A 23322-nucleotide genomic window follows, 5' to 3' on the forward strand; every position below is an offset into this window, starting at 1 on the left:
GATCCGGGCGGTCATCTCCCGTACGGATCCGCCCCGGGGGCTCCGAGCAGCTGCCGGCACCAGATCATCTCGGCATCGCTGAGCGGCACTTCGGGGCAGAGCCGTTCCGGATGGCCCGGGGCCGGTCCGGCGGCGGGCGTGGCGTCCGGCTCGTCCGTCGGCGGGATGTAGACCCAGATCCGGCCGAAGGAGACCAGGGCGTACGCGACGGATCGCAGGTAGCGGGCGAGGATGATGCGCATGGCCTCAACCTGCCCACCTTCGCCAAAGCCGCACCAAAGCCGGTGGGCCGCAGCTACTTTCGGCCAATCGACGCAGGTACGCAGTTTCCCCGATGCGCGGACGGGTGCGGTGGCACGAGAGTGGGGGGTATGAGGGGTACGGGAAGTCTGCTGGCCATCAGCGATCTGCATGTGGCGTTCGACGACAACCGGGCGGCGCTGGAACGGCTCCGGCCGGAACACGAGGACGACTGGCTGCTGGTGGCCGGCGATGTCGGGGAGATCGTCGCCGACATCGGCTGGGCGCTCGACCTGCTGAGCCGGCGGTTCGCGAAGGTGGTGTGGGCGCCGGGCAACCACGAGCTGTGGACCCACCGGCAGGACCCGGTGAAGCTGCGGGGCCGCGATCGCTACGACCATCTGGTGGGGATGTGCCGGGACCTGGGGGTGGTGACGCCGGAGGACCCGTATCCCGTGTGGCAGGGGCCGTCCGGCCCGGTCACGGTGGCGCCGTTGTTCGTCCTTTACGACTACACCTTCCGGCCGGCCGGTACGAACACCCGGGCCGAGGCGCTGGGGCGGGCGCACGAGAGCGGCGTCGTGGGCACCGACGAGTCGCTGCTGCACCCGGATCCGTACCCCTCCATCGACGCCTGGTGCCGGGCGCGGCTGGCCCTGACCGAGCGCCGTCTGGCGGCGCTGGCACCCGGTACGCAGACGGTGCTGGTGAATCACTTCCCGCTGGTGCGCGAGCCCACCCGGGTCCTTCGGTATCCGGAGTTCGCGCTCTGGTGCGGCACCGAGGCGACCGCGGACTGGCATGTGCGGTTCCGGGCGCAGACCGTGGTGTACGGCCATCTGCACATCCCCAGGACGACCTGGTACGACGGGGTGCGCTTCGAGGAGGTGTCGGTGGGCTATCCGCGCGAGTGGCGGCGCCGGGGAGCGGAGCCGGGCGGACCCCGGCTGATCCTGCCCGGCCCGGAAGCCGCGGATCCGGTGGCCGTGCCGGGAGTCCCCCGGTGATCGGTGCGCTGCTGCCGCCGGGAGTGGTGAGCGCCGTGGCGTACGACGACCCACCGGAGGCCCGGCTCCACCCGGCGGAGGAGGCCGCGGTGGCCCGTGCGGTGGAGTCGCGCCGCAGGGAGTTCACCACCGTGCGCCACTGCGCCCGGACCGCCCTCAATGAACTGGGCTTCCGTTACGAGCCGTTGGTACCCGGCCACCGGGGTGCGCCGAGCTGGCCGGACGGCGTGGTGGGGAGCATGACGCACTGTGCGGGCTTCCGGGCCGCCGCGGTGGCCCGGGTCGGTGAGCTGGCATCACTGGGGATCGACGCCGAGCCCGCCCTCGCGCTGAAGCCCGGCATGCTGCACTCGGTCTCCCTTCCGGCGGAACGCGAACGCGTTCGCGATCTGGCTGCCACCCGCCCCGAAGTGGCCTGGGACAGGCTGCTGTTCAGCGCCAAGGAGGCGGTGTACAAGGCCTGGTTCCCGTTGACCGGAGTGTTCCTCGACTTCCCGGAGGCCGAGATCCGCCTGGAGCCCGGAGGTACGTTCCGGGCCGCGCTTCTGGTGCCGGGGCCGGTGGTCGGGGGCCGGGCCGTCGGGGTGTTCCACGGACGGTGGGCGGTACGGGGAGGGCTGCTGGCCACCGCTGTCGGGGTGCCTCAGTCCCCCAGGGCCATCAGCAGCACCGACGCGACGCACGGGTTCACGCCCAACTCGCTGTAGAACTCGGCGGATGACATCGACGGTGCGCGGAATCACCCACCGCCACCGGCTTTCGGGGCCGCGGCCGACGGGTCCGTACCGAAGGCACGCAGAAAGGTGTCGACGCCCGCGGCGACGACCTTCCCGACGTCCGCCGGGTCGAGCGGGCGGGTGCCCAGGGCGCTCATCCCGGGCAACTCCTCGTAGACCAGCGCGATGAACTGGTTGGCCGCGCGGCTCGATCCGCTGCGGGACGAGGGGCTGCTCCACGGGCTGCGGCTGTCACAGGCGGGAGTGCCCGTGGAGCTCCACGACTTCCCCGGCGTGTACCACGCGTTCGGCGGTCCGGCGGCCGGGCCGGATCCCGGGGAGCGACAGCCCATCGCCGCGGAACATCTGACGGCGTTGCGGCGGGGGCTGCACTCCTGAAGCCGCCCGCGCGGGGGCTGCCCTCACGTGGTGCGCTCGTCCGCGTCGTCCCACCGGGCGGCCAGCAGCAGGGCGATGTCGTCGGGCCGGTCCGGCGCCTGTCTGGCCCGGCCGATCACGTGGTCCGCCGTGTCGGGAAGTGGGGCGGGGCCGAAATCGGCGATCGTGCCGCGCAGCCGCTCGATGCCGACGTCGATGTCCGTACCGGACTGCTCGACCATGCCGTCGGTGTAGAGGGCGAGCATCTCGCCGGGGGCCAGGTGCAGTTCGGTGACGGGGTAGGTCGCTTCGGCGTCGACACCGAGCACGATCCCGCCCGGGAGGTCCATGACCTCGGCCGTGCCGTCCGCGCGGCGCAGCACGGGCTGCGGGTGCCCCGCCCGCACGGCGTGGGTGCTGCCGGTGACCGGGTCCATGAGGATGTAGCAGCAGCTGGCGAACTGGCCGGGGTCGAGGTCGATGAGGAGCCGGTTGGTGCCGCTCATCACCTCCTGCGGATCGTGTCCGCTGAGTGCGAAGGCACGTACGGCGCTGCGCAGTTGCCCCATGGTCGCGGCGGCCGCGACTCCGTGTCCCTGGACGTCTCCGATGACCAGGGCCAGCCTTCGTCCGGTCTCGATGACGTCGTACCAGTCACCGCCGACGTCCATGCCCTGGGTGCCCGCGAGGTACCGGCCCGCGGTGTCGACGCGGTCGACGACCGACAGCCGGTGCGGCAGCAGGACATCCTGCAGGCCGCGGGCGAGGGCGGCCTCGGCGTCGTAGCGCTGGGCCCGTTGCAGTGCCTGGGCGATGAGGCCCGCCAGTGCGGTCAGGACCGTGCGCTCCTCGGGGCTGAAGCCGCGCGGCTGGTCGAAGCCGAGGATGCAGGAGCCGACGTGCTGACCGGAGGCGATCAGCGGCAGGAAGGCGCGGGCGCCTACCTCGGCGTCCATCGGGATGCCGGGGTAGGCGGCGCTCAGATGCTGCATGGACTCGAAGAAGATGGGGCGGCCGGAGGTGAGTGTCTCGACGCCGGGGATGCGCGCGTCCAGGCCGACGCCGTCGAATCCGTCCAGGAAGCCCTTCGGGAAGCCGGTCTCCCACTCCAGGTAGAGGCGGCCCTCCTTGAGCAGGTAGATGGCGAGCTGTCTGCCGCCGAAGGCGGGCAGCAGTTCCTCGGTGACCACGGCGGACACCTGTCGGGCGGTGACGGCCTCGGTCAGCGCGATGGCCAGCGCGACCGGTCGGTAGAGCGCGGCGGAGCGGTCGGCGGGGGAACCGAGCCCAAGACCCGGTGAGGCCACGGACCCCGGCGTGTAGGAGGGTTCCTCGGTGGGGGTGAGCACGGCCGTGAGGCCCTCGTGACCGGGGTACAGGGAGACCCCGAGCCAGGGGGGAGGGTTGCGCCGGGCGAGGAAGTGGACCGGGTCGTCGGAGATCATCGCGGACCGGTAGTGGTCCTCGTACGCCGGGTTCGCGAACCACGGGAGGACCTCCCACAGCACCCGGCCGACCAGTTCGGACCGGGCGTGGCCGAGGATCTGCTCGGCCAGGTTGTTGAGGTAGGTGATGCGCCCGAAGCGGTCCAGCGAGAAGATTCCCCGTGGCAGCCGGTCGGCCGCCTCCGGGACGACCGGTCCGATGCCGAGGTCGACGAGGAAGCCGGTCAGGTGGCTCGTCTCCCCCGATTCCGTCCCGTTCTCCCTGCGGCCCGAGACCTCCAGCAGGTGCGAGCGGCCGTCGGGGCCGCGCAGCCGCATCCGGCGGACGACGGGGCCGCCGGACCCCGCCGCCTGGCGGGCCAGGGCCCACAGTCCGTACACGTCCTCCGGTGCCAGCTGGACGGCCAGTGCGTCGATCGTGCCCGGGAAGTCCTCGGGCACGGTCCCGAGGATCGCGCAGAGCTCGGTGTCGGCGCCGACGGCTCCGCTGGCCAGGTCCCAGTCGAAACGGCCGATCCGGACGGGCGGCGAGGTGCCTGCGGGCAGCTGCACGGGGAGCGGTTCCTCGTCCCACCGCGGTTTCGTACGGGTGGACTCCAGTTCCGCCAGTGCGGTGGCGAGGCGTTCGGCGACCCCCCGCAGTCTGCGCCGTTCGGGTGTGCCCACCGGTCTGCCGGGGGTCGCGGGGCGCAGCACGGTCAGGACGCCGATCGGTTCTCCGCTGCTGATGACCGGCACGTACAGGGAGCCGAAGGGGAACGGCAGGCCCGCCATCAGCTGTGGGTAGCGGCGCATCGCCTCCTCGGCGTCGGCCAGGTGTACGGCCTGGCCCGTGCGGAAGGCCTCGGCCACCGGGAACGGGCGGTTCACGTGCATGCGCCACCAGGGGCGGAAGAGCGGCCCCGGCAGCCCCGCGAGCACCGCCAGGCGCAGCAGCCCAGGGGTGCGGGAGCGTAGGTAGACGCCGCCCGCCTGGCCACCGGCTGCCTCGACCCCGGTCACGACGGCCTGTGCGAGCACCAGGGACAGTTCGTCGGGCGCCCTGCCGCCCTCCTGGGTCGCGGGCACACTTCCGCCCTCGCTGAGGGGGGTATCCCGGGCGGCGCCGTACCAGGTCACATCCCAAGCATGCTCCCGGACCGCCATGGCCCGCATGTCAGGGGACGAGGACCTTACGACACGAAATGCACCCTTTATACTTGTATGCAACTCTAAAGGTGGCCCGTCGTCCGACATCCGGAGGAACGATCATGGGCAAGAAGCAGAGCCGACAGAACCGTGGCGCCCGCACCGGCGGCCATGAGCAGTCAGCGGCCACGGAGACCAAGGGGCAGACGAGCACCACGCCCGCATCCGAAGCGATGAAGGCGATCTCGGAGCCGGTCTCGCACAAGCGCGAGCGGAAGTTCGGCCACAACTGACGTCCACCCCACGTCCACATCCGACACGTCCGAACGGAGCGGCAGCCGCCATCTGGATGGCGGCGGCCGCTCCGTTCGTGGTCGCACGAGGGCTTCGGGCCTTCAGCGCTTGTCGGTGGGCGGGTTGTCCCCGCCGAACTGGTCATTGAGCTTCTTCTGGGCGGAGTCGACCTGACCGCTGTACTTGTTGTGCGTCTTCTTGTCGATGAAGTCGCCACCCTTCTCGACTCCCTGACGGGCCTGGTCGGGGTGCCCCTTGATCAGGTCCTTGATCTTGTCGAGCATGCTCATGACTGTCCTCCTCATGGAACGCGGACATTCCCAGCATCCATGCGATGCCCCGGTGCCGCACCCCGGGGCGCGGGGCCCCCGATGGGTGACAGGTGCCCGGGACCCGGATAAATTACCCACAGGTAGGTAGTGACTTCTCATGCGGGCACCAGTAGAACTCGTTCCCATTCGACCGAGAGTGAGGCACGTCACATGACGGACTCGACCTTACCCCACAAGGGATCAGGCGGAGTATCGCGACGCAGATTCATCGCTGGAACAGGTTCCATCGTGGGGGCGGCAGCCCTCTCCGGCCACGCCACGGCAGCCCGCGCGGCGGGCCGCGCCACAGCCAAGGTGATCGGCGGCGGCGAGCATGTCCCGGTCCTGGTGATCGGCACCGGCTACGGCGGATCCGTGGCCGCTCTGCGGCTCGCCCGCGCGGGTGTCCACGTCCACATGGTCGAGATGGGGATGTCCTGGGACACCCCCGGACCGGACGGCAAGGTCTTCGCCAACACGACGAGCCCCGACGGCCGCTCGTACTGGCTCCGCACGAAGACCAAGCAGCCCCTCAGTAACTTCCTCGGCTTCCCCATCGACCGGACGATCCCCCGGTACACCGGGATCCTGGACGCCGAGGACTTCAGCGGGATCACCGTCTACCAGGGGCGTGGCGTCGGTGGCGGCTCACTGGTCAACGGCGGCATGGCGGTCACGCCCAGGCGGGAGAACTTCGGCGCCGTCCTCCCCACGGTCAACGCCGACGAGATGTACTCCACCTACTACCCGCGCGCCAACGCGGGCCTGGGCGTCGGCACCGTCGACCCGGCCTGGTTCGACAGCGTCGACTGCTACCAGTACGCACGGGTCGGCCGTAAGCAGGCCCAGCGCTCCGGCTTCCCGTTCGTCTTCGTGCCCGATGTGTACGACTGGGACTACATGGAGCAGGAAGCGGCCGGCACCGTGCCCCAGTCGGCGCTGGCGGGCGAGATCCTCTACGGCAACAACTACGGCAAGAAGTCGCTGCAGAAGACCTACCTCGCCCAGGTCATGGCGACCGGAAACGTCACCATCTCACCGCTGCACAAGGTCACTTCGGTCGCCCCGGCGTCCGCCGGGGGCTACACGGTCGTCATCGACCAGCTCCGCACGGACGGGAGCACCGAGGCCACCAAGACCGTGACCGCCGACAAGGTGTTCTTCGCGGCCGGCAGCGTGGGTACGAGCAAACTGCTCACCGAGCTGAAGGCCACCGGCAAGCTGCCCGGGCTCAACGACGAGATCGGCAAGGGCTGGGGCGACAACGGCAACGTCATGTGCGGCCGCGCCAACCACCTCTGGGACCCGACCGGCGCGGTCCAGTCGAGCATCCCCTGCGGTGGCATCGACAACTGGGCCGCCGGTGGCGCGTTCGCCGAAGTCGCGCCGTTGCCGACCGGGATCGAGACGTTCGCCTCGTTCTATCTGTCGATCACCAAGAACCCCAACCGCGCCCAGTTCTCCTGGAACGCCGCTACGGGCAAGGTCGACCTGAACTGGCAGACCGCGTGGAAGCAGCCGTCCATCGACATGGCCAAGACGATCTTCGACAAGATCAACGCGAAGGAGGGGACGATCTACCGCACCGACCTCTTCGGCGTGTACAAGATCTGGGGCGACCACCTCACCTACCACCCCCTCGGCGGTGCGGTGCTGGACCGGGCCACCGACAACTACGGCCGCCTGCTGGGCCACCCGGGCCTGTACGTGATCGACGGTTCGCTGATCCCCGGCAACACCAGCGTCAACCCGTTCGTCACCATCACGGCACTCGCCGAACGGAACATCGAGAAGATCATCGCCACCGATCTGTGACACCGCCCCCGACACCCGTCCGAGGCGACGGCCCGGCCAGTAGGAGGCGACGGAACCGGCCTCCTACTGGGTTCGCCCCGGGCGACGGCGGACCCGACGGGCCCGGGGCTTCCGGCTCAGTGGCCGGGCAGCACGCACACGGCGTCGAGGCCCAGTACGTGGTTGAGCCGGCCGAACGCCAGCCACGAGCCGATGCTCATGCTCAGCTCGACGATCTCGCGCTGGCTGTAGTGCGCGGTCATCCGGCTCCAGAACTCCTCGTCCAGACCGTGGTGGTCCAGGGCGTACCGCTCGGCGTACTCGGCGGCCAGCCGGGTCCGGTCGTCGAAGGCTCCGGTGGTACGCCACTCGCCCACCGCGTCGGCGAACTCCTCCTCGACCTTTTCGCCGTCCCGCTCGGTGCGCCAGTCGAGGCAGAACAGACACCCGTTGATCTGCGCGATCCGCAGCCGGGCGGCCTCGAACTCCCGCAGACCGAGGGAGGTGTGCTGGTACACGGACAGTGAGAAGTTCGCAGCGGCCATCCCGATGCCGGGGACCATGTCGCCCCACACGTATCCGATCGGTTCCTGGCCCTCGGGTATGTCGATGATCATGGCTGCTTCCTTCCGAGTCTGCCGGCTGCGGGGCGCAGGGGGACGTCGAGTGCGTCGTAGAGTCCGGGCTCCGCCTCCACCAGCCAGTCGATGGCGTTCACCAGCCGGCCGACCGCGGTGGCGTTGCCGCCCGCCGAGCGGTTCTCGCCCTCGTCGGAGGCCTCGACCGTGACCTCGATGCGCGGACGGCCCTCGATGATCACGCGATGGGCTCCGGAGCCGTCGGGCGGCGTGGGCCAGTCCGGGGCGCAGGACGGGTGGATGCGGGTGACGTGCTCGATGACGATGCGCGGTTCGCCCCCGACGATGCCCTGCACCTCGAAGCGGACCGCGCCCTGGGTGCCCGCCTCGAACCGGCCCATCGTGCGGGTGGTCACCGTGGTCTCCAGAGGGCGCCTGGCCATGGTCTCCCGGATGTCGTCGAGCTCCACCTCCAGGGCCCTGGCCATCAGTCGTATCTGTCCACCCCACACCATGGTCGGTACCGAGGCCGCGAGCATGAGCGGCTCGTACTCCATGGGATGTCCCATGCCGATCAGATGGCGGACCGCGTCCGGCTGGTCGTAGGTGGAGTAGTCGAAGATCTCCTGGCAGCGGATCGCGTCGACCGTGCTCCCGAGTCCGCTGATCAGCAGGGGCAGCACGTCGTTGCCCCAGCCGGGGTCGACGCCGGAGACGAACAGGGAGCCGCCGCCGTCGGCGACCGCGGCCAGGACCGGATCGCGCAGTTCGGGCGGCGCGCCGTGCCGGTCGTAGAGCGCGTACAGGGCGGGGGTGACGACCACCGCGCCCGTCCGGACCGCCCTGACGATGTCGGCGAGCGCCTCGTCGGGGCGGATGTCCCCGGAGGCGGCGTACACGACCGCGCCGGGAGCGGTGGCCAGCACCGCGTCGATGTCATCGCTCGCCGCGACGCCCAGATCGCGGCCGAGCCCGCCGAGGTCGCCCGCGTCACGGCCGGTCTTGCCGGGGTCGTGGACGAGCACGTGTGCCAGTTTCAGGGCCGGATGGGCCTCGACGGCGCGGATGGCCGCGCGGCCGACATTGCCGGTACCCCAGACCACCGTGGAAATCATGCGGCGGAGGGTAGCGCGCGGGATGAAAGGTTCATAGTGCCATCGCGCACCCGGTTGCGAGGCCTGCCGGAGGGGGCCGTGGGTTCCGGCGGAGGGGCGGCTCCGAAGGCTCCGGGCGAGGGCCCGGCCGCCTTCCTGGTGTCCGGGCCGCACGCGCGAAGGGGTGGGGCGGAGCCTCACGGCTCCGCCCCACCCCTTCTGCCGACTCACCCCGTGGGCGGAGCCGTGTGATGTCAGTAGGCGCCGAACACGTTGTCGATCGAGCCGTACGTGGCCGCGGCGTAGTTGCACGCGGCGGTGATGTTGGCGACGGGGTCCAGGATGTCCGTCGACGTGCCGGCCACGTGGAAGGCGTCGAAGGTGGGCTGGATGACCTGGAGGAGGCCCTTCGAAGGCGTGCCTGCGGCAGCGTTCGAGTCCCAGTCGTTGACGATCTGCGGGTTGCCGGAGGACTCGCGGATGATGTTGCGGTAGATGCCGTCGTAGCTGCCGGGGATGCCGTTCTGCGCCATCACGGCCAGCGACTCCTTGATCCAGCCGTCGAGGTCGTCGGTGTACGCGGTCGCGGACTGCGCGGGGGCGGTGGCGGCGGTGTTCTCGGCGACGGGGGTGGCCGTCCGCTCCGAACGGTCGGCGCGGCCGGTTCCCTCGGCACGGTCGGAGGACTGCGAGGCGCCGTTCGCGGACTTGGACTCGTCGGCCGGCTTCGACTCGGTCGTCTTCGCCTTCGATTCGGCCTTCGGCGCCGTCTTGGGCGCGACAGCCTCGGACTTGGCGCCGATGGTCAGCTTGAGGCCCGGGTGAATGAGGTCGGGGTTCTGGCCGACGACACTCCGGTTGTCCTTGTAGAGCCGCTCCCAGCCACCGCTGAGGGAATGCCCCTGGGCGATCTTGTAAAGCGAATCGCCGGAGACGACGGAATAGACGGTGGACTCCGCCTTGTGCGCGGCGATTTCCTTCGCAGCGACGGAAGTCGGGGCCGCGGCCTTTTCGGCGACGGCAGCGTGCGCCGGGGCGGCGGAAGCCGATCCGGCGCCGATCAGGGGCAGTGCGAGGACGACTCCACCGGTGCTCACGGCGATGAAACCGCGGGTCAGGGAGGTGGACTTGGAACGACGGTGCTTACCGTTGAAGGGCATGACGAATTTCCTCTCCGCCGCCTGCGAGGTGAGCTGTCGGGTTCGGACTGGAGATGTCCGGCCGCACGTGATGGCGACTTCACCCCTAGCCGGTCCGGATACCGGACCGGCGGCAAAACTGGGTCCCCCGCTCCTGCCGTACGTGAGTGGGTCGGGTTCCCGGACGGCGGCAGGATTCGGCGTTCCATCCGGATTGACGGCGACCGTAAGCGAGAAACACCGACCGAAACAAGCCAGGAATTCCAAATCCCAATTGATCCACAAGATCAATTAAAGGAAATGCTCACATCGGGACCTCGCGACGGAAGTCAACTTTCTTGGCGCAGCAGGGAACCGAAGCCCGACGCCCTGCGTCCGTGGGCGGAAAAGTGATGCTGGCCACTGCGCCCGAAAGGAGCGATTTGGTCAATATTCACCATGTTTGATCCCCCGAAAACACACCCTGAGTGGTCATAACGAGCAGTTCGGATTAATTACCCAATCAGGACATTTGGCAGCACCTGAAAGTCACCCCGTCCCACCGGAGCCCGCCCCTACTCAAGGCCGGAGGCGACCGACAGCCTCCGGCGTGAGATAACGGGCCAGCACATCGAGCGCCTCGGTGACCGCCAGCAGCCGCTGCAAGTCATCGGTGCCGAGCGCGGCGGCCAGAGCCCCGTCGACCGGCGCGGCCCTGACCTCGGCCACGCGTTCCGAGACCTCGGATGCCCGCCGGATCAGCTGCCGCCGGACGTCCGCCGGATCGGGTGCCGTCACGATCGAGCCCGGCTCCTTCAGCCGGGCCACGGCACCCGAGACCCGACTCTGGGGCAGACCCGTGTGCACGGCGATCGAGCTCACCGAGGTGTCCGGATGCCCGAGGAGGTCGCTCGGCACGACGAGGGCCACCCGGGCGCCGACCGCCGCACACCGGCCGAGGCGGGCGGCTCCGGGAGCACCTCCTCGCCGATCTGCATGAGCGAGCCGGCCGACCGCCTCGTGGACCGCTGGACCGTGGTCACCCACGACCGCCGGGACCTCTCCCGCAGCACCCTCCACTCCCCCGGGCACCGCGTCACCATGGCGCAAGCACGCGGACGACGTGCACCTCCTGCCGGCGGAACCGACCGACGAGCCCGCCCTGATGCTCGGGTGCGGCATGGGCGCCGCCATCGGCCTGCACCTCGCGGCCGCCCGTCCCGAGCGGCGCGCACTGCTGGTGACACACGACCCGGTCGCCCCGTCGCTACTGCCGGTCGTGGTCGACGAAAAAGCCGAAGTCGCCGTGACGGCGCGGGGTGAGCGGCATGGGGGTGAGGTCCGGCTCGGTCTCCTGGTGTGCGGGATCGATCCTCACCGCGGTCGTCGAGGCCGAACCCGACCTGGAGGCGCTGCGAACCGCTCCCGTACGGATCGTGCCCGCGGGCGGTGGCACGACGGCGCCTTCGGTCTTCGTCGGACAGTGCGCACAGCGCCTCGCCGGCCTCACCGGCCGGGAAGTCGTGCGGTTCCCCGGCGGACACAACGGCAACACCACGCACCCACGGGCCCATGCGGTCCGGCTGCGGGAGGTCCTGACCGGAGCGTGAGCGCCACCGGCCCCAGGACCCGCCCTCAGCTCTCGCGTCGGAGCCGCGCCGAGAGATGGTGCTGAAGGGGCTGCCCGACCGCCGCGAGGTCATGGACGCACGTGAGCGTGCCGTCGTCCGTAAGGGTGTAGCGGCGCCGGGTGGCACTGACCTCCTTGGCCGTGGGAGCGAGCGCCACCTGATGGGTGGCCAGATCTGCCGAACCGTCGCTCGCACGGCCCGTCAGGATCTCCGCCACACCGGTGGGCTGAGTGATCAGCGCCTCCACCCGCCCGTCCGGCTGCATCCGCCACCAGCCGCTCTCCCGGGCCGACGGTCGCAGCGGGGCACCGTCCGCGTCGAGCAGCCAGGCGCGCGCCTCGTAGTGCAGGAAGGGCCGCCCGTCGTGGCTGAAGGTGACTTCCTGCGCGTACCGGAACTCCTCGGCGAGCGTGGGGTATTCGCCGCTCCCCCGGCCGGTCCAGGTGCCCAGGAACCCGACAAGCGGTGCGAGCAGGGCGTGCGGGGACGGTGATTCGTCCGGTCGGAACGCGTCGGGATAGGGGGACTTGCGGGCGGGGTCGAACATCGTGCGCGCTCCTGGGTCGGGCCGGTGCCGGACGGCAGCCTATGGGCTGCCGGGCCGGTTCGGTCCCGCGGACACGAGAAAACCCCGGTCCGCAATTGCGGACCGGGGTTTTTCCCAGGTATATTGAGTGTTTCTGTGCGCCCACAGAAAAGGCCCCTCATCGGGGGCCGCTAAGAAAGACCATATCCGGCAGGGAGCCATTTTGTCAACTCGGGAAAGCTCCGAATTGCAGAAGGAACAGGAATTCATCGACCGGCTCTACGACCGTGTCGATGCGCTGCGCTCGGTCGCCGCGCAGCACGTCCAGGACGCCCTGACGCCGGTGGGGACCGGCCTGCAGGCCCGTCTGGAACGCGATGTGCTCGTCGGTGAACGCTCAGGTCTGCTGGCTGCCCTCAATGCCGTGGACGGTTCGCTGTGTTTCGGCCGGATCGACCTGTCCGACGGCACGGCGCACCATATCGGCCGTATCGGAATCCGTGAGGACGACACCGCTCGCACACCTTTGCTGATCGATTGGCGCGCACCGGTGGCCCGGCCCTTCTATCTCGCCACCGGCCATACGACCATGGGGCTGCGCCGGCGACGGCACATCACCACCGAGGGGCGTCTGGTCACCGAACTCCACGACGAGATCCTCGACGTCGGGGACCAGGAGCGCACGGGCTTCGAGGATCCGAGCGGCGACGCCGTACTGCTCGCCGCCGTCAACTCCGCGCGCACCGGGCGCATGGGCGACATCGTGCGGACCATCCAGGCGGAACAGGACCGCATCATCCGCGCCCCGCACCGCGGTGTGCTCGTCGTCGAGGGCGGACCCGGCACCGGCAAGACGGCCGTGGCGCTGCACCGCGCCGCCTTCCTGCTGTACGAGCACCGCGAACTGCTCGCCAAGCGGGCCGTCCTGATCGTGGGTCCCAACCCCGCCTTCCTGCGTTACATCGGAGAGGTGCTGCCCGCGCTCGGCGAGACGGGGGTACTGCTCGCCACGCAGGCGGAGCTCTTCCCCGGGGTCCACGCGGACGGCACCGAGACGCCCGGTGCCGCCGCCGTCAAGGGCGGGGAGGCGATGGCGGAGGCGCTCGCCCTCGCCGTCCGCGACCGGCAGCAGCTGCCGGAGCCCGGAGCCCCGCTGATCATCCGGCACGACGACGGGGATCTCGTACTCGACTGGGAGATCGCCTACGAGGCCCGGCAGGCGGCCCGCGACACCCGGCTGCCGCACAACCTGGCCCGCCCGCACTTCGCCTTCCGGATCATCGACGCCCTCACCTCGCAGCTCACCGAGCGCATCGGCGCCGACCCGCACGGCGGACCCAATTTCCTCGGCCCGGACGACATCGCGCAGCTCGGCAGGAACGTCGCACTCAGCAAGGAGGTGCACGCGGCCGTCGACGAGCTGTGGCCGCCCCTCACCCCGGAAGGGTTCCTCACGGACTATCTGGCCGGGCCCGTGTACCTGCCGGACGCGGACGCCGAAGCGATCCGTCGCACGCCCGGTGAGGGAACGTGGACCCCTGCCGATGTGCCGCTGCTCGACGAGGCGGCGGAGCTCCTCGGGGTCGACGACAGCGCCGAGCGCGCCGCCGCGGAGGCGGAACGCCAGGAGCGGATCGCGTACGCGCAGGGCGTGCTGGAGCTGTCGCGCGGCTCGGAGTCGTACGAGTTCGAGGACGAGGAGTCCGAGATGCTCGCCGCGCACGACATCATCGACGCCGAACGGATGGCGGAGCGGCAGGAGGAGGCCGATCACCGCGGTGCGGCGGAGCGCGCCGCCGCCGACCGGACCTGGGCGTTCGGGCACATCATCGTCGACGAGGCGCAGGAGTTGTCACCGATGGCGTGGCGGCTCCTGATGCGCCGTTCGCCGACGCGTTCGCTGACGCTGGTCGGCGACCCCGCGCAGACCTCCGAGGAGGCCGGTGTCGGTGCGTGGGAGAAGATCCTGGAGCCGTACGTGGGCGATCGTTTCGAACACGTCACGCTGAAGGTCAACTACCGTACGCCCGCGGAGATCATGGAGCTGGCGGCCAGGGTCCTGCAGGCCGAGGACCCGTCCTTCGAACCGCCGGGCTCGGTACGGTCCACCGGTGAGGTGCCGTGGACGCGCGAGGCCGGGGAGGATCTGGCGGCCGAGGTCGCGCGGGCGGTCTCGGAGCTGACGCCCGGCGAAGGGCGCCTGGCGGTGATCGCGCCGGCGGCGCTCCACGAGGAGATCGCGGCTCCGCTGGAGGGGGTGACCGCCGGTGCCGAGCCCGATCTGACGTGCCCGGTGGTGCTGCTCGCGCCCCGGCAGGCCAAGGGGCTCGAATTCGACAACGTCCTGGTCGTGGAGCCCGCCCGGTACGGGACCAGCGACCTGTACGTGGCCCTGACCAGAGCCACGCAGCGTCTGGGCATCATCCACCGGGAGAAGCTGCCCGAGTCACTGCGCCGACCCTGACCGATCCGGGCCCCCGGTTCACCCAGTTCACCCGGTTCACCCGGTTCGCCCGTTCCGCGGCTCCTTCGCGGCGCAGGCCGGTCCTGTGAGGCGGAGCTCACGGCTCCTGGAGCGGTGTGGCCGCCTCCAGGGCGACGAAGAGCGCGAAGACCGCGTTCAGGGAGGACAGGGTGGACAAGGCCGACCCCGCGGCAGCGACGAACGCCGCGATGCCCGTGGGGGTGAGCACCGGTGGCCAGCCGCGCTCCGACGGCGCCGGGCCCAGCAGCGCGGCGACCCGCCGTGGGACGGGTCCTGCCGCGGCGAAGGCCGCGACGGTCCCGGTGGCTGACCGGTGGGAGACGATCGCCGCCTTGCCGACGGCCCGGGCCGTGAGCCGCCGGTCGCCGGTGTCGACGGCGGCCTGCTCATCGGCCCAGCGCTCCGTGCTGTACGTGAGCGCCGCGCGCAGCGGGCGCAGCAGCGGGTTGACACAGCCGGCCAGCTGAACGGCGAGCAGCAGACGGTGGTGCCGGCCCGCGAGATGGGCCCGTTCGTGGGCGAGCAGCACTCTCTGCTCGGCCGGCGTCAGGCAGTCGAGCATCGCGGAGGACACCATGATCCTGCCGGGCGAGCCCGGCAGGGCGTAGGCGTAGGGCACACCGTCCGGCAGGACTGCGACCTCGGACGTCGTCGGCAGCCCGGCCAGTGTGCGGCGCGCTCGGGCACGGAAGCTGTAGTGCCGCCACAGGGTGGACGCGCAGGCCACGGCCACGGCCGTGAGCGCGGCGACAGCCGTCTTGCCGGCGATGCGGTCCTGTGGGACGGCCTTCCTGACCTCGTCGTCCGACCAGCTGTCCGGGAGCGGGTTGCCGGGCAGTTGGGCGGTGCCGACCACGACGAGCAGGCCGAGGCACAGGATGGTGCACGAGCCGAGGATCACTGCGACGGTGGCGAGCAGCCTGGCGGCGCTTCGCGGGTGCAGGTGCTGCTCGGTCAGGCGCGCGACGGGCAGCGCCGTGAGCGGCAGGACCAGGGGCAGATAGACGAAGACGCCCATCGGTCAGCTCCCCGGTCGGTCCGTGGACGGGCCGCCGTGGCCCGGTCCGTTCTCGCCGAGCAGTGACCGCAGGAGTTCCTCGTCGTCGGGCGACAGCGCGGACACGAAACTGGACAGCACGGCGTCCCGGTCGTCCCGCTGGTCGAGGAGTCTGCGCATCCGGAAGGCGGTGAGGCCCGCACCGTTCGCCGTCGACTGCCACAGGACCGGGCGCCCCGAACCCGTGCGGGTGACCGCCTCCTTGTCGAGCAGCCGGGTCAGGATCGTGATGACCGTGCTGTACGAGAGGCCGCCGTCGAGGCGCTCCTGGACCCATGCCGCGGTGACGGGTTCGCTCGCCCCGCCCAGCACGGTCAGCACCTGGGTTTCCAGTTCGCCCTGCCCGCGCCGGCGGGAGCGCGGCTCCGCAGGACTGCCGTCCTTCTCTCCGCCCACGAGACGGCCCCTTTCACGCGAGGACCCTGATCCGTTCGTTCAACGGCCGGGCGCCGGGGCATAGTACCCAGCCGACCGGATGCCCCACGGCCCGGCGAAGCCGGGGGCCGCGACCGCCGCAGACAAACTCTACAGTGCTGTAGATTTCAGTTGCTGTCACTCGGTGCCCGCACGGTCACGCGTGGGCACAACGCTGCGTAGAGGGAGAAGACCATGGGTGTGAGCCTCGCCAAGGGCGGAAACGTCTCGCTGACCAAGGAGGCACCCGGGCTGAGCGCGGTCCTCGTCGGACTCGGCTGGGACGTCCGCACCACCACCGGCACGGACTACGACCTGGACGCCAGCGCCCTGCTGTGCGACGAGTCCGGAAAGGTCGGCTCCAACGGGAACTTCGTGTTCTACAACAACCTCAAGAGCCCCGACGGTTCGGTGGAGCACACCGGCGACAACCTCACCGGGGAGGGCGAGGGGGACGACGAGATCGTGAAGGTCGACCTCGCATCCGTACCGGCCGATGTCGCCAAGGTCGTCTTCCCCGTGTCGATCCACGACGCGGAGGGGCGGGGCCAGAGCTTCGGGCAGGTGCGCAACGCCTACATCCGGGTGGTCAACCAGGCCGACAACAGCGAGCTCGCCCGCTACGACCTGAGCGAGGACGCCTCCACCGAGACCGCCATGGTCTTCGGCGAGCTGTACCGCAACGGCGCCGAGTGGAAGTTCCGCGCCGTGGGCCAGGGCTACGCCTCCGGACTCAGCGGCATCGTCGCGGACTTCGGGGTCAGCCTCTGACCCGGTCCGGGTCACCGTCCTGCCGTCCCCCTGCCGAGAGTGGAGCCATGACCGTCAATCTGTCCAAGGGCCAGCAGATCAGCCTCACCAAGTCCGGAGGTGGGGAACTCACCGTCGTACGCATGGGTCTGGGCTGGAAGTCCGCACCCCGCAGGGGGTTCCTCGCCCGGCTGACCGCCCGTGAGATCGACCTCGACGCCTCGGCCGTGCTGTTCGCCGGCACGGCCCCGCAGGACGTCGTCTTCTTCCAGCACCTGACCAGCGACGACGGTTCGGTCCGGCACACCGGCGACAACCGGGTGGGCGGCGCCGGCCAGGGTGGCGACGACGAGTCGATCGTCGTCGATCTGCAGCGCGTCCCGGCCCACGTCGACCAGATCGTCTTCACCGTGAACTCGTTCACCGGCCAGACCTTCGAGGAGGTCGACAACGCCTTCTGCCGCCTGGTCGACGAGACCACCGGGCAGGAGCTGGCGCGCTACACGCTGACGGGCGGCGGGGGCCACACCGCGCAGATCATGGCCAAGGTCCAGCGGTCCGGTGCGGGGTGGCAGATGACGGCCATCGGCACCCCGGCCGAAGGCCGCACCTTCCAGGACCTGATGCCGGCCGTCACAGCACACCTGTAGGGCCCGCCCGCCGGGCCCGTCTTCCGCGTACCGGCCCGTACTCACCACTCCGACCGACTCTGGAGCATTTCGAATGGCACTGTGGGACCGCATCAAGGACTCGGCCTCGACGATGCAGACGCAGCTCAACGCCAAGAAGAACGACCTGAAGAGCGGGGCCTTCCGCGACGCGAGCATGGCCGTCTGCGCCCTCGTGGCTGCGGCCGACGGCTCCATCGACGCCTCCGAACGGCAGCGGGTGGCCTCCCTGATCGCGGGGAACGAGGTACTGCGGAACTTCCCCGCGGAGGATCTGCAGCGCCGGTTCGACGACTACTGCCAGCAGCTGACGGCCGACTTCGGCTTCGGGAAGGTCAGCCTCCTCCAGATCGTCGGCAAGGTGAGCAAGAAGCCCACCGAGGCGCGGGCGGTCATCCAGATCGGCATCGTCATCGGGGGCGCCGACGGCGACTTCGACGACAACGAGCGGGCCGTGGTCCGCGAGGCGTGCTTCGCGGCCGGGATCTCGCCGGCCGAATTCGACCTCTGAGGACTGTCGGCTGAGGGCTGTCGGCCCCAGGGGCTCCCGGCTCACGGCGGGGCGTGCCGGGTCACCCGGTTCGCGGGGGCGTGCCGTCCACGCACGGCACGCCCTCGTGGACCGCGACCGCGTGGTGCTCCTGCCCGCTCCCAGGGGACGATCCGCGACGCGACCCCCCGGCACCCGGTCGCGACGCGGACCGGGGTGTGGGCTCGGGCGCCTTGAAGGCCCGTCCCATCTCCGGTTCCATCGCGAACCTGAAGATCCGCCGCACCGGTGGCGTACACAGCACGGTGATCACCGCGGCGGCGATCAGGGTCAGCCCGATCCGGCCCAGCGGTGTCTGGATCCACGGGGCGTCGTACCAGCCCCAGAAGCGGGACCCCTTGGCGAGAAACCCGTGCAGGAGGTAGCCGTACAGGGTGCCCGCGCCGAGAGCCGTGAACCACATCCGGCGGCGCGGCACCCAGGCGAGGAAGCAGGCGACGAGGACCACCGAGCAGCCGAACATGGCGAGCGTCATGACAGCACCGGTCCAGGCGGGATCCGCCAGTTCCTGGGCACTGTCACGGCGGTAGAACCAGGCGGCGGTCATCCGGGGAGCCGCCCAGTAGGCGAAGACCAGCGCGGCAGCGAGGACCGGCACCGCCAGGACCCGGGCCTCCCGCCGGCGTACGAGCCGGAAGTGCTCGGGCCGCAGGACCAGGCCGAGCACGAAGAACGGCAGGAACTGCAGAACGCGCTGCAGGTCCAGGTCGTCACCGATGCCGGGCGACACCGAGGCCAGGACCGCGATCGCGAGGGAGAGCGGCAGCGGCCACCGGACGATCCGCCACAGGGGCGTGGTCAGCCGCCATACGAACAGAGCGACCAGGAACCACGTCAGGTACCACGGATCGAGCAGACTGACCGGATAGTCCGGGTCGCCACCCGCGGTCCACTTGAAGGCGGTGTACGCGACCTCGAAGATCAGGTACGGCACGGCCACACCCGTGACCAGCCGTCTGATCCGGTTCGGGCTCGCGTCGAAACCGCGCGAGAAGTAGCCGGAGATCACGATGAACGCGGGCATGTGGAACGCGTAGACGGTGATGTACAGGGCGGCCGCCGTCCTGCTGTCACCCCGCAACGGCTCCCATGCGTGCCCCATCGCGACCAGCACGATCGCCAGGTACTTGGCGTTGTCGAAGAACGCGTCCCGCGTTCCGTCGCCACCGGTCTTGGCAGCTGCCACGCGCTGAAGAGGTGCGGACCGGGGCCCTTCGGACTCGCGTTCCATCGTGCCGGTACCGGGATGGCCCGCAGCCGGGCGGTATTCGGACGACCGCGGTGAATCACTCACGGAGTTCTCCCCCCTCAACGATGGAACCCGTGTGCACCATCGCTCGTCTTAGAGGGTTTACGGGAGTGCGGCGACTGCGGAACATTCCCCGCACCGTAGTCATGACTCCCCCCTCCCGTAAACCCGCGCCCACGACGGCCCCTCACGCACCCACAGGCAATGCGTGGCGTATGCACCTTTCGCCCGGATGCCCCTCCCCCCGCGCCCCTTCCGGTCCGGACCGCCGGGTTCCGGGAATCCTTGACACCCCGGAGCAGCAGGAGGAGCATCCTCACGTCGCTGACAACGTTGTCGGAGCGACGCCGTTCCGGAGTGGCCACGGCGCGCCCGCTCCCACCTCGTTGACGGTCCGTCATACACGAAGGGCAGGAACGGTGTCAGACACGCACAACCACCGGACGCGCACCGGACTCAGAGCCATCAGCTCGGTCGCGGTCGCCGCCATGGCCGCGGCGGGAATAGCCGCAACGGCCGCCCCCGCCACGGCGGCCTCCCCGCACGGCACCGTCAGGAATCCCGTGTCGTACGTCAATCCGCTGATCGGCACGTCCAACGCGGGCAACACCTACCCGGGAGCCGTGCAGCCGTTCGGCATGCTGGCCTGGAGCCCCCAGAACTCGAAGGGCAAGCAGGTCTCGACACCCGCGCCCGGCGGCTACCAGTACGACGCGACGAAGATCCGCGGCTTCAGTCTCACCCATCTCAACGGTGTCGGATGCTCCGGGGCGAACGGGGACATCCCGATCATGCCGTACGTGGGTGACGTCGACTCCTCGCCCACCGCGGACACCACCGACGCCAAGTACGCCGACACCTTCTCGCACTCCGACGAGACCGCGTCGCCGGGCTACTACAAGGTCGGCCTGGCGAGTGGCGCCTCCGCCGCGCTCACCACGACCGCGCGGACCGGCTCGGGCAAGTTCGGCTTCCCGGCGGACAAGCCCGCCAGCATGCTCTTCCGCACCTCGAACTCGGAGAGCGGCAGCACCGGCGCCACCGTCAGGATCGACAAGGCCGCGCGGACGGTGACGGGCTCCGTCACCGCGGGCAACTTCTGCGGTCCGCAGAGCGCGAACAACCGCAAGGACCTCTACACGCTGTACTTCACCGCCCACTTCGACAAGGCGTTCGCGAAGGTCGGCACCTGGACGGACGGCGAGGTGAAGGCCGGCTCCACCTCGGCCTCCGGCGGTACGGGGTACAGCTCGTCCGGCAACGCCGTCGAGGGCAAGGGCTCCGGCGCCTACATCACCTTCGCGGACGGCACCACCGAGGCCGGCGCCAAGGTCGCCGTCTCCTACGTCAGCCCGCGGAACGCCGAGGCCAACCTCCGCGCGGAGAACGGGCCCCGCAAGAGCTTCGACTCCGTCAGGGGCCAGGCCGCCGATGTCTGGAACAGGACGCTGAAGTCGGTCGAGGTGGGCGGCGGCACCGACGCCCAGCGCTCCACCTTCTACACCGCGCTCTACCACTCCATGCTGGAACCCACCCTGACCAGCGATGTGGACGGCCGTTACCTCGGCGCCGACCGCGAGCCGCACCGGCTCGCCAAGGGGCAGAAGGCCCAGTACGGCACCTTCTCCGGATGGGACCAGTACCGGGCACAGGTGCAGCTGATGACGCTGCTCAACCCGAAGGCGGGCAGCGACTACGCGCAGTCTCTCTACAACTACGCGGGCCAGCGCGGCGGCGAGTGGGACCGCTGGCTGCTGGAGAACGGCAAGACGAGCGTGATGTCGGGCGATCCGTCCGACGCCGCCCTCGCCGGGATCTACGCGTTCGGCGGCCATGACTTCGACGTCAAGGGCGCCCTGAAGTCCCTCGTCGAGGCGGCCACCGTGCCCACGGCGAACGACTCCGACAGCTCCGGCTGCAACGTCGAGTGCGTGGGCCAGCGGCCCGCGCTCGACAAGTATCTGGAGCTCGGCTACGTGCCGGCGGACAACTGCCACTGCTGGGGCGGCGCGGCCGAGACGCTGGAGGACGCGGCGGCCGACTACGGACTGTCCGAGCTGTCCCGGCAGACCGGGCGGACCGCGGACGCGAAGAAGTTCCTGGACCGCTCGGGCAACTGGACGAACGTCTTCGACGCCAACGCCACCCCGCAGGGCGGCTACATCCGCGACCGCAAGTCCGACGGCACCTGGGCGGGGACCTTCACACCGGGCACCGGCAGCGGCTTCGTCGAGGGGTCCAGCGCGCGGTACACCTGGATGGTCTACTCGGACGTGGCGGGCCTCGCCGGCGCGATGGGCGGCGACGACACGGCGGTGAAGCGGCTGGACGCCTTCTTCCGCACCCCGGACGGGAAGTTCGACTTCTCGGCGAAGGACGACACGCGCTACGACGCGACCAACGAGCCCGACATCAACGCCCCCTACCTGTACGACTACCTGGGGGCCCCGTACAAGACGCAGGAGACGGTCCGCGCGGAGATGGACCAGCTGTGGACCGACACCCCGGGTGGCATTCCGGGCAACGACGACGCGGGGACCATGTCGTCCTGGTACGTCTTCTCGGCTCTGGGGATGTATCCGCAGAACCCGAGCCGGGCCGATCTGACACTGTCCGCACCGCTGTTCCCGCACGCGGTGGTGCACACCGGGCACGGAAAGACGATCACCGTCGACGCGCCCGCCGCGTCCGCGGACAACACCTACATCCACGGCCTGAAGGTCAACGGCCGGACGTCCACGAAGCCGTGGGTGCCCGCGTCGCTCGTCACCCGTGGCGGCAGGCTGGACTACACCCTCGGCTCGACGGCGGACACCACCTGGGGAACCGCGAAGGCCGACGCCCCGCCCTCCTTCCCCGGCGGCGGTCTGAAGTACTTCACCGGCGCCACCCCCGAGCAGCTGAAGGTCGAGCCGGGGTCCGGCAGCGCGGAGACGACGGTCAAGGTGCAGAGCATCGAGACGAAGGCCACCACCGTGCACTGGACGGCGAAGGCGCCGGCCGGTGTCACCGTCACCCCGTCGGAAGGCGATTTCACGGTCCCCGCGCGGGGTTCGGTGAGCGCGAAGCTCAGCGTGTCGGCCGCCGATGACACGGCCGAGGGCCACTACACGGTCCCGGTGACGCTGAAGTCGTCCACGGGCGAGGAGCTGCCGAAGACCTCGGCAGCGGTGACCGTCGCCGAGAAGAACAGCATGCTGTGGAACCGCAACAGCACGGCCATCTCGGCGGACGACGACAATCCGCAGGCCAACTTCGACGGTGAGGGCTGGAGTTACTCGGCCAAGGCACTCGCCGACGCGGGTGCGACAGCGGGCGGCACGGTCTCGTCCGGCGGCTTCGACTTCGACTGGCCGAAGGTGGGTGCCGGGGAGCCGGACAACATCGAGGTGGCCGGAACCGATCCGCAGGTGATGAAGGTCCCCTCCGCCGCCGGGGACACCGAGCTCAGCCTGCTGGGCAGCGCGGCCGAGGGCTCCGCATCCGGCACGGCGACGCTGACGTACACCGACGGCACCACGCAGCAGGCGGAGATCGGTTTCAGTGACTGGACGCTGGGCGGCGGCTCGGAGGAGCCGTCCTTCGGCAACACGGTCGCGGTGCACACCGAGTACCGCGACGTCCAGGGCGGCGGCGCGGACCCGGTGGGCACCGAGGTGTTCTCCACCGCGCCGGTCAAGCTCCAGGCGGGCAAGCAGCTGGCGAGCGTGACCCTGCCGTCCACCACGGAGGGGGGTGTGATCCACATCTTCGCGGTGGCCACGGCCTGAGGAACCGACCGGAACGGGGGGGGGGGGGGGGGGGTGATGCCGCGCCGCCGCGCGCCCGACGCAGGGGACGATCACGACGCAGCGCGGCCGTCGGAGTAGGTCGTTGGACAGCCCCCCTC

The 23322-nt window shown here is 70.4% G+C and carries 23 protein-coding genes and 1 riboswitch; of the genes, 11 read left to right on the plus strand and 12 right to left on the minus strand.

What is annotated here, in order from left to right:
• Positions 1-11: 11 nt before the first annotated feature.
• Positions 12-242, minus strand: a complete 231-nt coding sequence (locus ACFVJX_RS07845; protein WP_384132611.1) for a DUF6059 family protein — start codon at positions 240-242, stop codon at positions 12-14.
• 129 nt (positions 243-371) lie between these two features.
• Here ACFVJX_RS07845 and ACFVJX_RS07850 point away from each other — a divergent pair, with 129 nt between their 5' ends.
• Positions 372-1247 carry a metallophosphoesterase family protein gene (locus ACFVJX_RS07850; protein ID WP_384132614.1) on the plus strand — a complete coding sequence of 292 codons (876 nt, stop codon included), beginning with the start codon at positions 372-374 and terminating at the stop codon, positions 1245-1247.
• Positions 1244-1954: a 4'-phosphopantetheinyl transferase gene (locus tag ACFVJX_RS07855; protein WP_384132617.1), complete on the plus strand. Its 711-nt coding sequence runs from the start codon at positions 1244-1246 to the stop codon at positions 1952-1954. The genes ACFVJX_RS07850 and ACFVJX_RS07855 overlap by 4 nt, the downstream gene beginning before the upstream one ends.
• 32 nt (positions 1955-1986) lie before the next feature.
• Here the strand turns inward: ACFVJX_RS07855 and ACFVJX_RS07860 are convergent, their stop codons facing one another.
• Positions 1987-2121: a hypothetical protein gene (locus ACFVJX_RS07860; RefSeq protein ID WP_384132620.1), complete on the minus strand. Its 135-nt coding sequence runs from the start codon at positions 2119-2121 to the stop codon at positions 1987-1989.
• Positions 2122-2149: 28 nt separating this feature from the next.
• Between ACFVJX_RS07860 and ACFVJX_RS07865 the strand changes: the two genes are divergently transcribed.
• Positions 2150-2362, plus strand: coding sequence for an alpha/beta hydrolase fold domain-containing protein (locus ACFVJX_RS07865; RefSeq protein ID WP_384132623.1), 213 nt, complete (start codon positions 2150-2152; stop codon positions 2360-2362).
• Positions 2363-2385: 23 nt separating this feature from the next.
• Here the strand turns inward: ACFVJX_RS07865 and ACFVJX_RS07870 are convergent, their stop codons facing one another.
• Complete coding sequence (locus ACFVJX_RS07870) at positions 2386-4941, minus strand: SpoIIE family protein phosphatase (RefSeq protein ID WP_384132626.1); 2556 nt, start codon at positions 4939-4941, stop codon at positions 2386-2388.
• Positions 4942-5036: 95 nt separating this feature from the next.
• Here ACFVJX_RS07870 and ACFVJX_RS07875 point away from each other — a divergent pair, with 95 nt between their 5' ends.
• Positions 5037-5207, plus strand: a complete 171-nt coding sequence (locus tag ACFVJX_RS07875; protein ID WP_384132629.1) for a hypothetical protein — start codon at positions 5037-5039, stop codon at positions 5205-5207.
• Positions 5208-5309: 102 nt separating this feature from the next.
• On the opposite strand, the gene ACFVJX_RS07880 is transcribed toward ACFVJX_RS07875, so the two are convergent.
• Positions 5310-5498, minus strand: a complete 189-nt coding sequence (locus tag ACFVJX_RS07880) for an antitoxin (RefSeq protein WP_384132631.1) — start codon at positions 5496-5498, stop codon at positions 5310-5312.
• 192 nt (positions 5499-5690) lie between these two features.
• Here ACFVJX_RS07880 and ACFVJX_RS07885 point away from each other — a divergent pair, with 192 nt between their 5' ends.
• Positions 5691-7334 (plus strand): GMC oxidoreductase, encoded by a 1644-nt coding sequence (locus ACFVJX_RS07885; protein WP_384132634.1) that lies wholly within the window; start codon positions 5691-5693, stop codon positions 7332-7334.
• Between the two features lie 116 nt (positions 7335-7450).
• Here the strand turns inward: ACFVJX_RS07885 and ACFVJX_RS07890 are convergent, their stop codons facing one another.
• From ACFVJX_RS07890 to ACFVJX_RS07905, 4 genes are all read right to left on the minus strand, one after another.
• Positions 7451-7930 carry a carboxymuconolactone decarboxylase family protein gene (locus ACFVJX_RS07890; RefSeq protein ID WP_384132637.1) on the minus strand — a complete coding sequence of 160 codons (480 nt, stop codon included), beginning with the start codon at positions 7928-7930 and terminating at the stop codon, positions 7451-7453.
• Positions 7927-9006, minus strand: a complete 1080-nt coding sequence (locus tag ACFVJX_RS07895) for a dihydrodipicolinate reductase (protein ID WP_384132640.1) — start codon at positions 9004-9006, stop codon at positions 7927-7929. Before ACFVJX_RS07895 ends, ACFVJX_RS07890 begins: the two co-directional genes overlap by 4 nt.
• A gap of 233 nt (positions 9007-9239) precedes the next feature.
• Positions 9240-10145 (minus strand): transglycosylase SLT domain-containing protein, encoded by a 906-nt coding sequence (locus tag ACFVJX_RS07900; RefSeq protein ID WP_384132643.1) that lies wholly within the window; start codon positions 10143-10145, stop codon positions 9240-9242.
• 3 nt (positions 10146-10148) lie between these two features.
• A riboswitch (cyclic di-AMP (ydaO/yuaA leader) is annotated at positions 10149-10337 on the minus strand.
• A 345-nt stretch (positions 10338-10682) separates the two neighbouring features.
• Positions 10683-11021, minus strand: a complete 339-nt coding sequence (locus ACFVJX_RS07905; RefSeq protein ID WP_384132646.1) for a MarR family transcriptional regulator — start codon at positions 11019-11021, stop codon at positions 10683-10685.
• Positions 11022-11431: 410 nt separating this feature from the next.
• Here ACFVJX_RS07905 and ACFVJX_RS07910 point away from each other — a divergent pair, with 410 nt between their 5' ends.
• Positions 11432-11713, plus strand: a complete 282-nt coding sequence (locus ACFVJX_RS07910; protein ID WP_384132648.1) for a hypothetical protein — start codon at positions 11432-11434, stop codon at positions 11711-11713.
• Positions 11714-11738: 25 nt separating this feature from the next.
• On the opposite strand, the gene ACFVJX_RS07915 is transcribed toward ACFVJX_RS07910, so the two are convergent.
• Positions 11739-12281, minus strand: a complete 543-nt coding sequence (locus ACFVJX_RS07915; protein WP_384132651.1) for an FABP family protein — start codon at positions 12279-12281, stop codon at positions 11739-11741.
• Positions 12282-12507: 226 nt separating this feature from the next.
• Between ACFVJX_RS07915 and ACFVJX_RS07920 the strand changes: the two genes are divergently transcribed.
• A complete protein-coding gene (locus ACFVJX_RS07920) occupies positions 12508-14724 on the plus strand; it encodes a HelD family protein (protein ID WP_384132654.1) in 2217 nt (738 codons plus the stop codon).
• Positions 14725-14821: 97 nt separating this feature from the next.
• Here ACFVJX_RS07920 and ACFVJX_RS07925 read toward each other — a convergent pair whose 3' ends face one another.
• Together ACFVJX_RS07925 and ACFVJX_RS07930 are read right to left on the minus strand one after the other, a co-directional pair.
• Positions 14822-15763, minus strand: coding sequence for a M56 family metallopeptidase (locus tag ACFVJX_RS07925; protein ID WP_384132657.1), 942 nt, complete (start codon positions 15761-15763; stop codon positions 14822-14824).
• Positions 15764-15766: 3 nt separating this feature from the next.
• On the minus strand, positions 15767-16198 hold the full coding sequence (locus tag ACFVJX_RS07930) for a BlaI/MecI/CopY family transcriptional regulator (RefSeq protein WP_384132660.1): 432 nt from the start codon (positions 16196-16198) through the stop codon (positions 15767-15769).
• Positions 16199-16411: 213 nt separating this feature from the next.
• Between ACFVJX_RS07930 and ACFVJX_RS07935 the strand changes: the two genes are divergently transcribed.
• The 3 genes from ACFVJX_RS07935 (at position 16412) to ACFVJX_RS07945 (ending at position 18145) form a co-directional block, all read left to right on the plus strand.
• The gene (locus ACFVJX_RS07935) at positions 16412-16987 is read left to right on the plus strand and encodes a TerD family protein (protein WP_384132663.1); all 576 of its coding nucleotides are present in this window, start codon (positions 16412-16414) and stop codon (positions 16985-16987) included.
• Between the two features lie 47 nt (positions 16988-17034).
• Positions 17035-17616: a TerD family protein gene (locus ACFVJX_RS07940; RefSeq protein ID WP_384132666.1), complete on the plus strand. Its 582-nt coding sequence runs from the start codon at positions 17035-17037 to the stop codon at positions 17614-17616.
• Between the two features lie 73 nt (positions 17617-17689).
• On the plus strand, positions 17690-18145 hold the full coding sequence (locus ACFVJX_RS07945; RefSeq protein WP_384132669.1) for a tellurite resistance TerB family protein: 456 nt from the start codon (positions 17690-17692) through the stop codon (positions 18143-18145).
• A 61-nt stretch (positions 18146-18206) separates the two neighbouring features.
• On the opposite strand, the gene ACFVJX_RS07950 is transcribed toward ACFVJX_RS07945, so the two are convergent.
• Complete coding sequence (locus tag ACFVJX_RS07950) at positions 18207-19415, minus strand: acyltransferase family protein (RefSeq protein ID WP_384132672.1); 1209 nt, start codon at positions 19413-19415, stop codon at positions 18207-18209.
• Positions 19416-19921: 506 nt separating this feature from the next.
• On the opposite strand from ACFVJX_RS07950, the gene ACFVJX_RS07955 reads away from it, so the two are divergent.
• A complete protein-coding gene (locus ACFVJX_RS07955) occupies positions 19922-23203 on the plus strand; it encodes a GH92 family glycosyl hydrolase (RefSeq protein WP_384132675.1) in 3282 nt (1093 codons plus the stop codon).
• Positions 23204-23322: the final 119 nt, after the last annotated feature.

Source organism: Streptomyces sp. NPDC127177, assembly GCF_042672475.1.
Classification (GTDB): Bacteria; Actinomycetota; Actinomycetes; order Streptomycetales; family Streptomycetaceae; genus Streptomyces.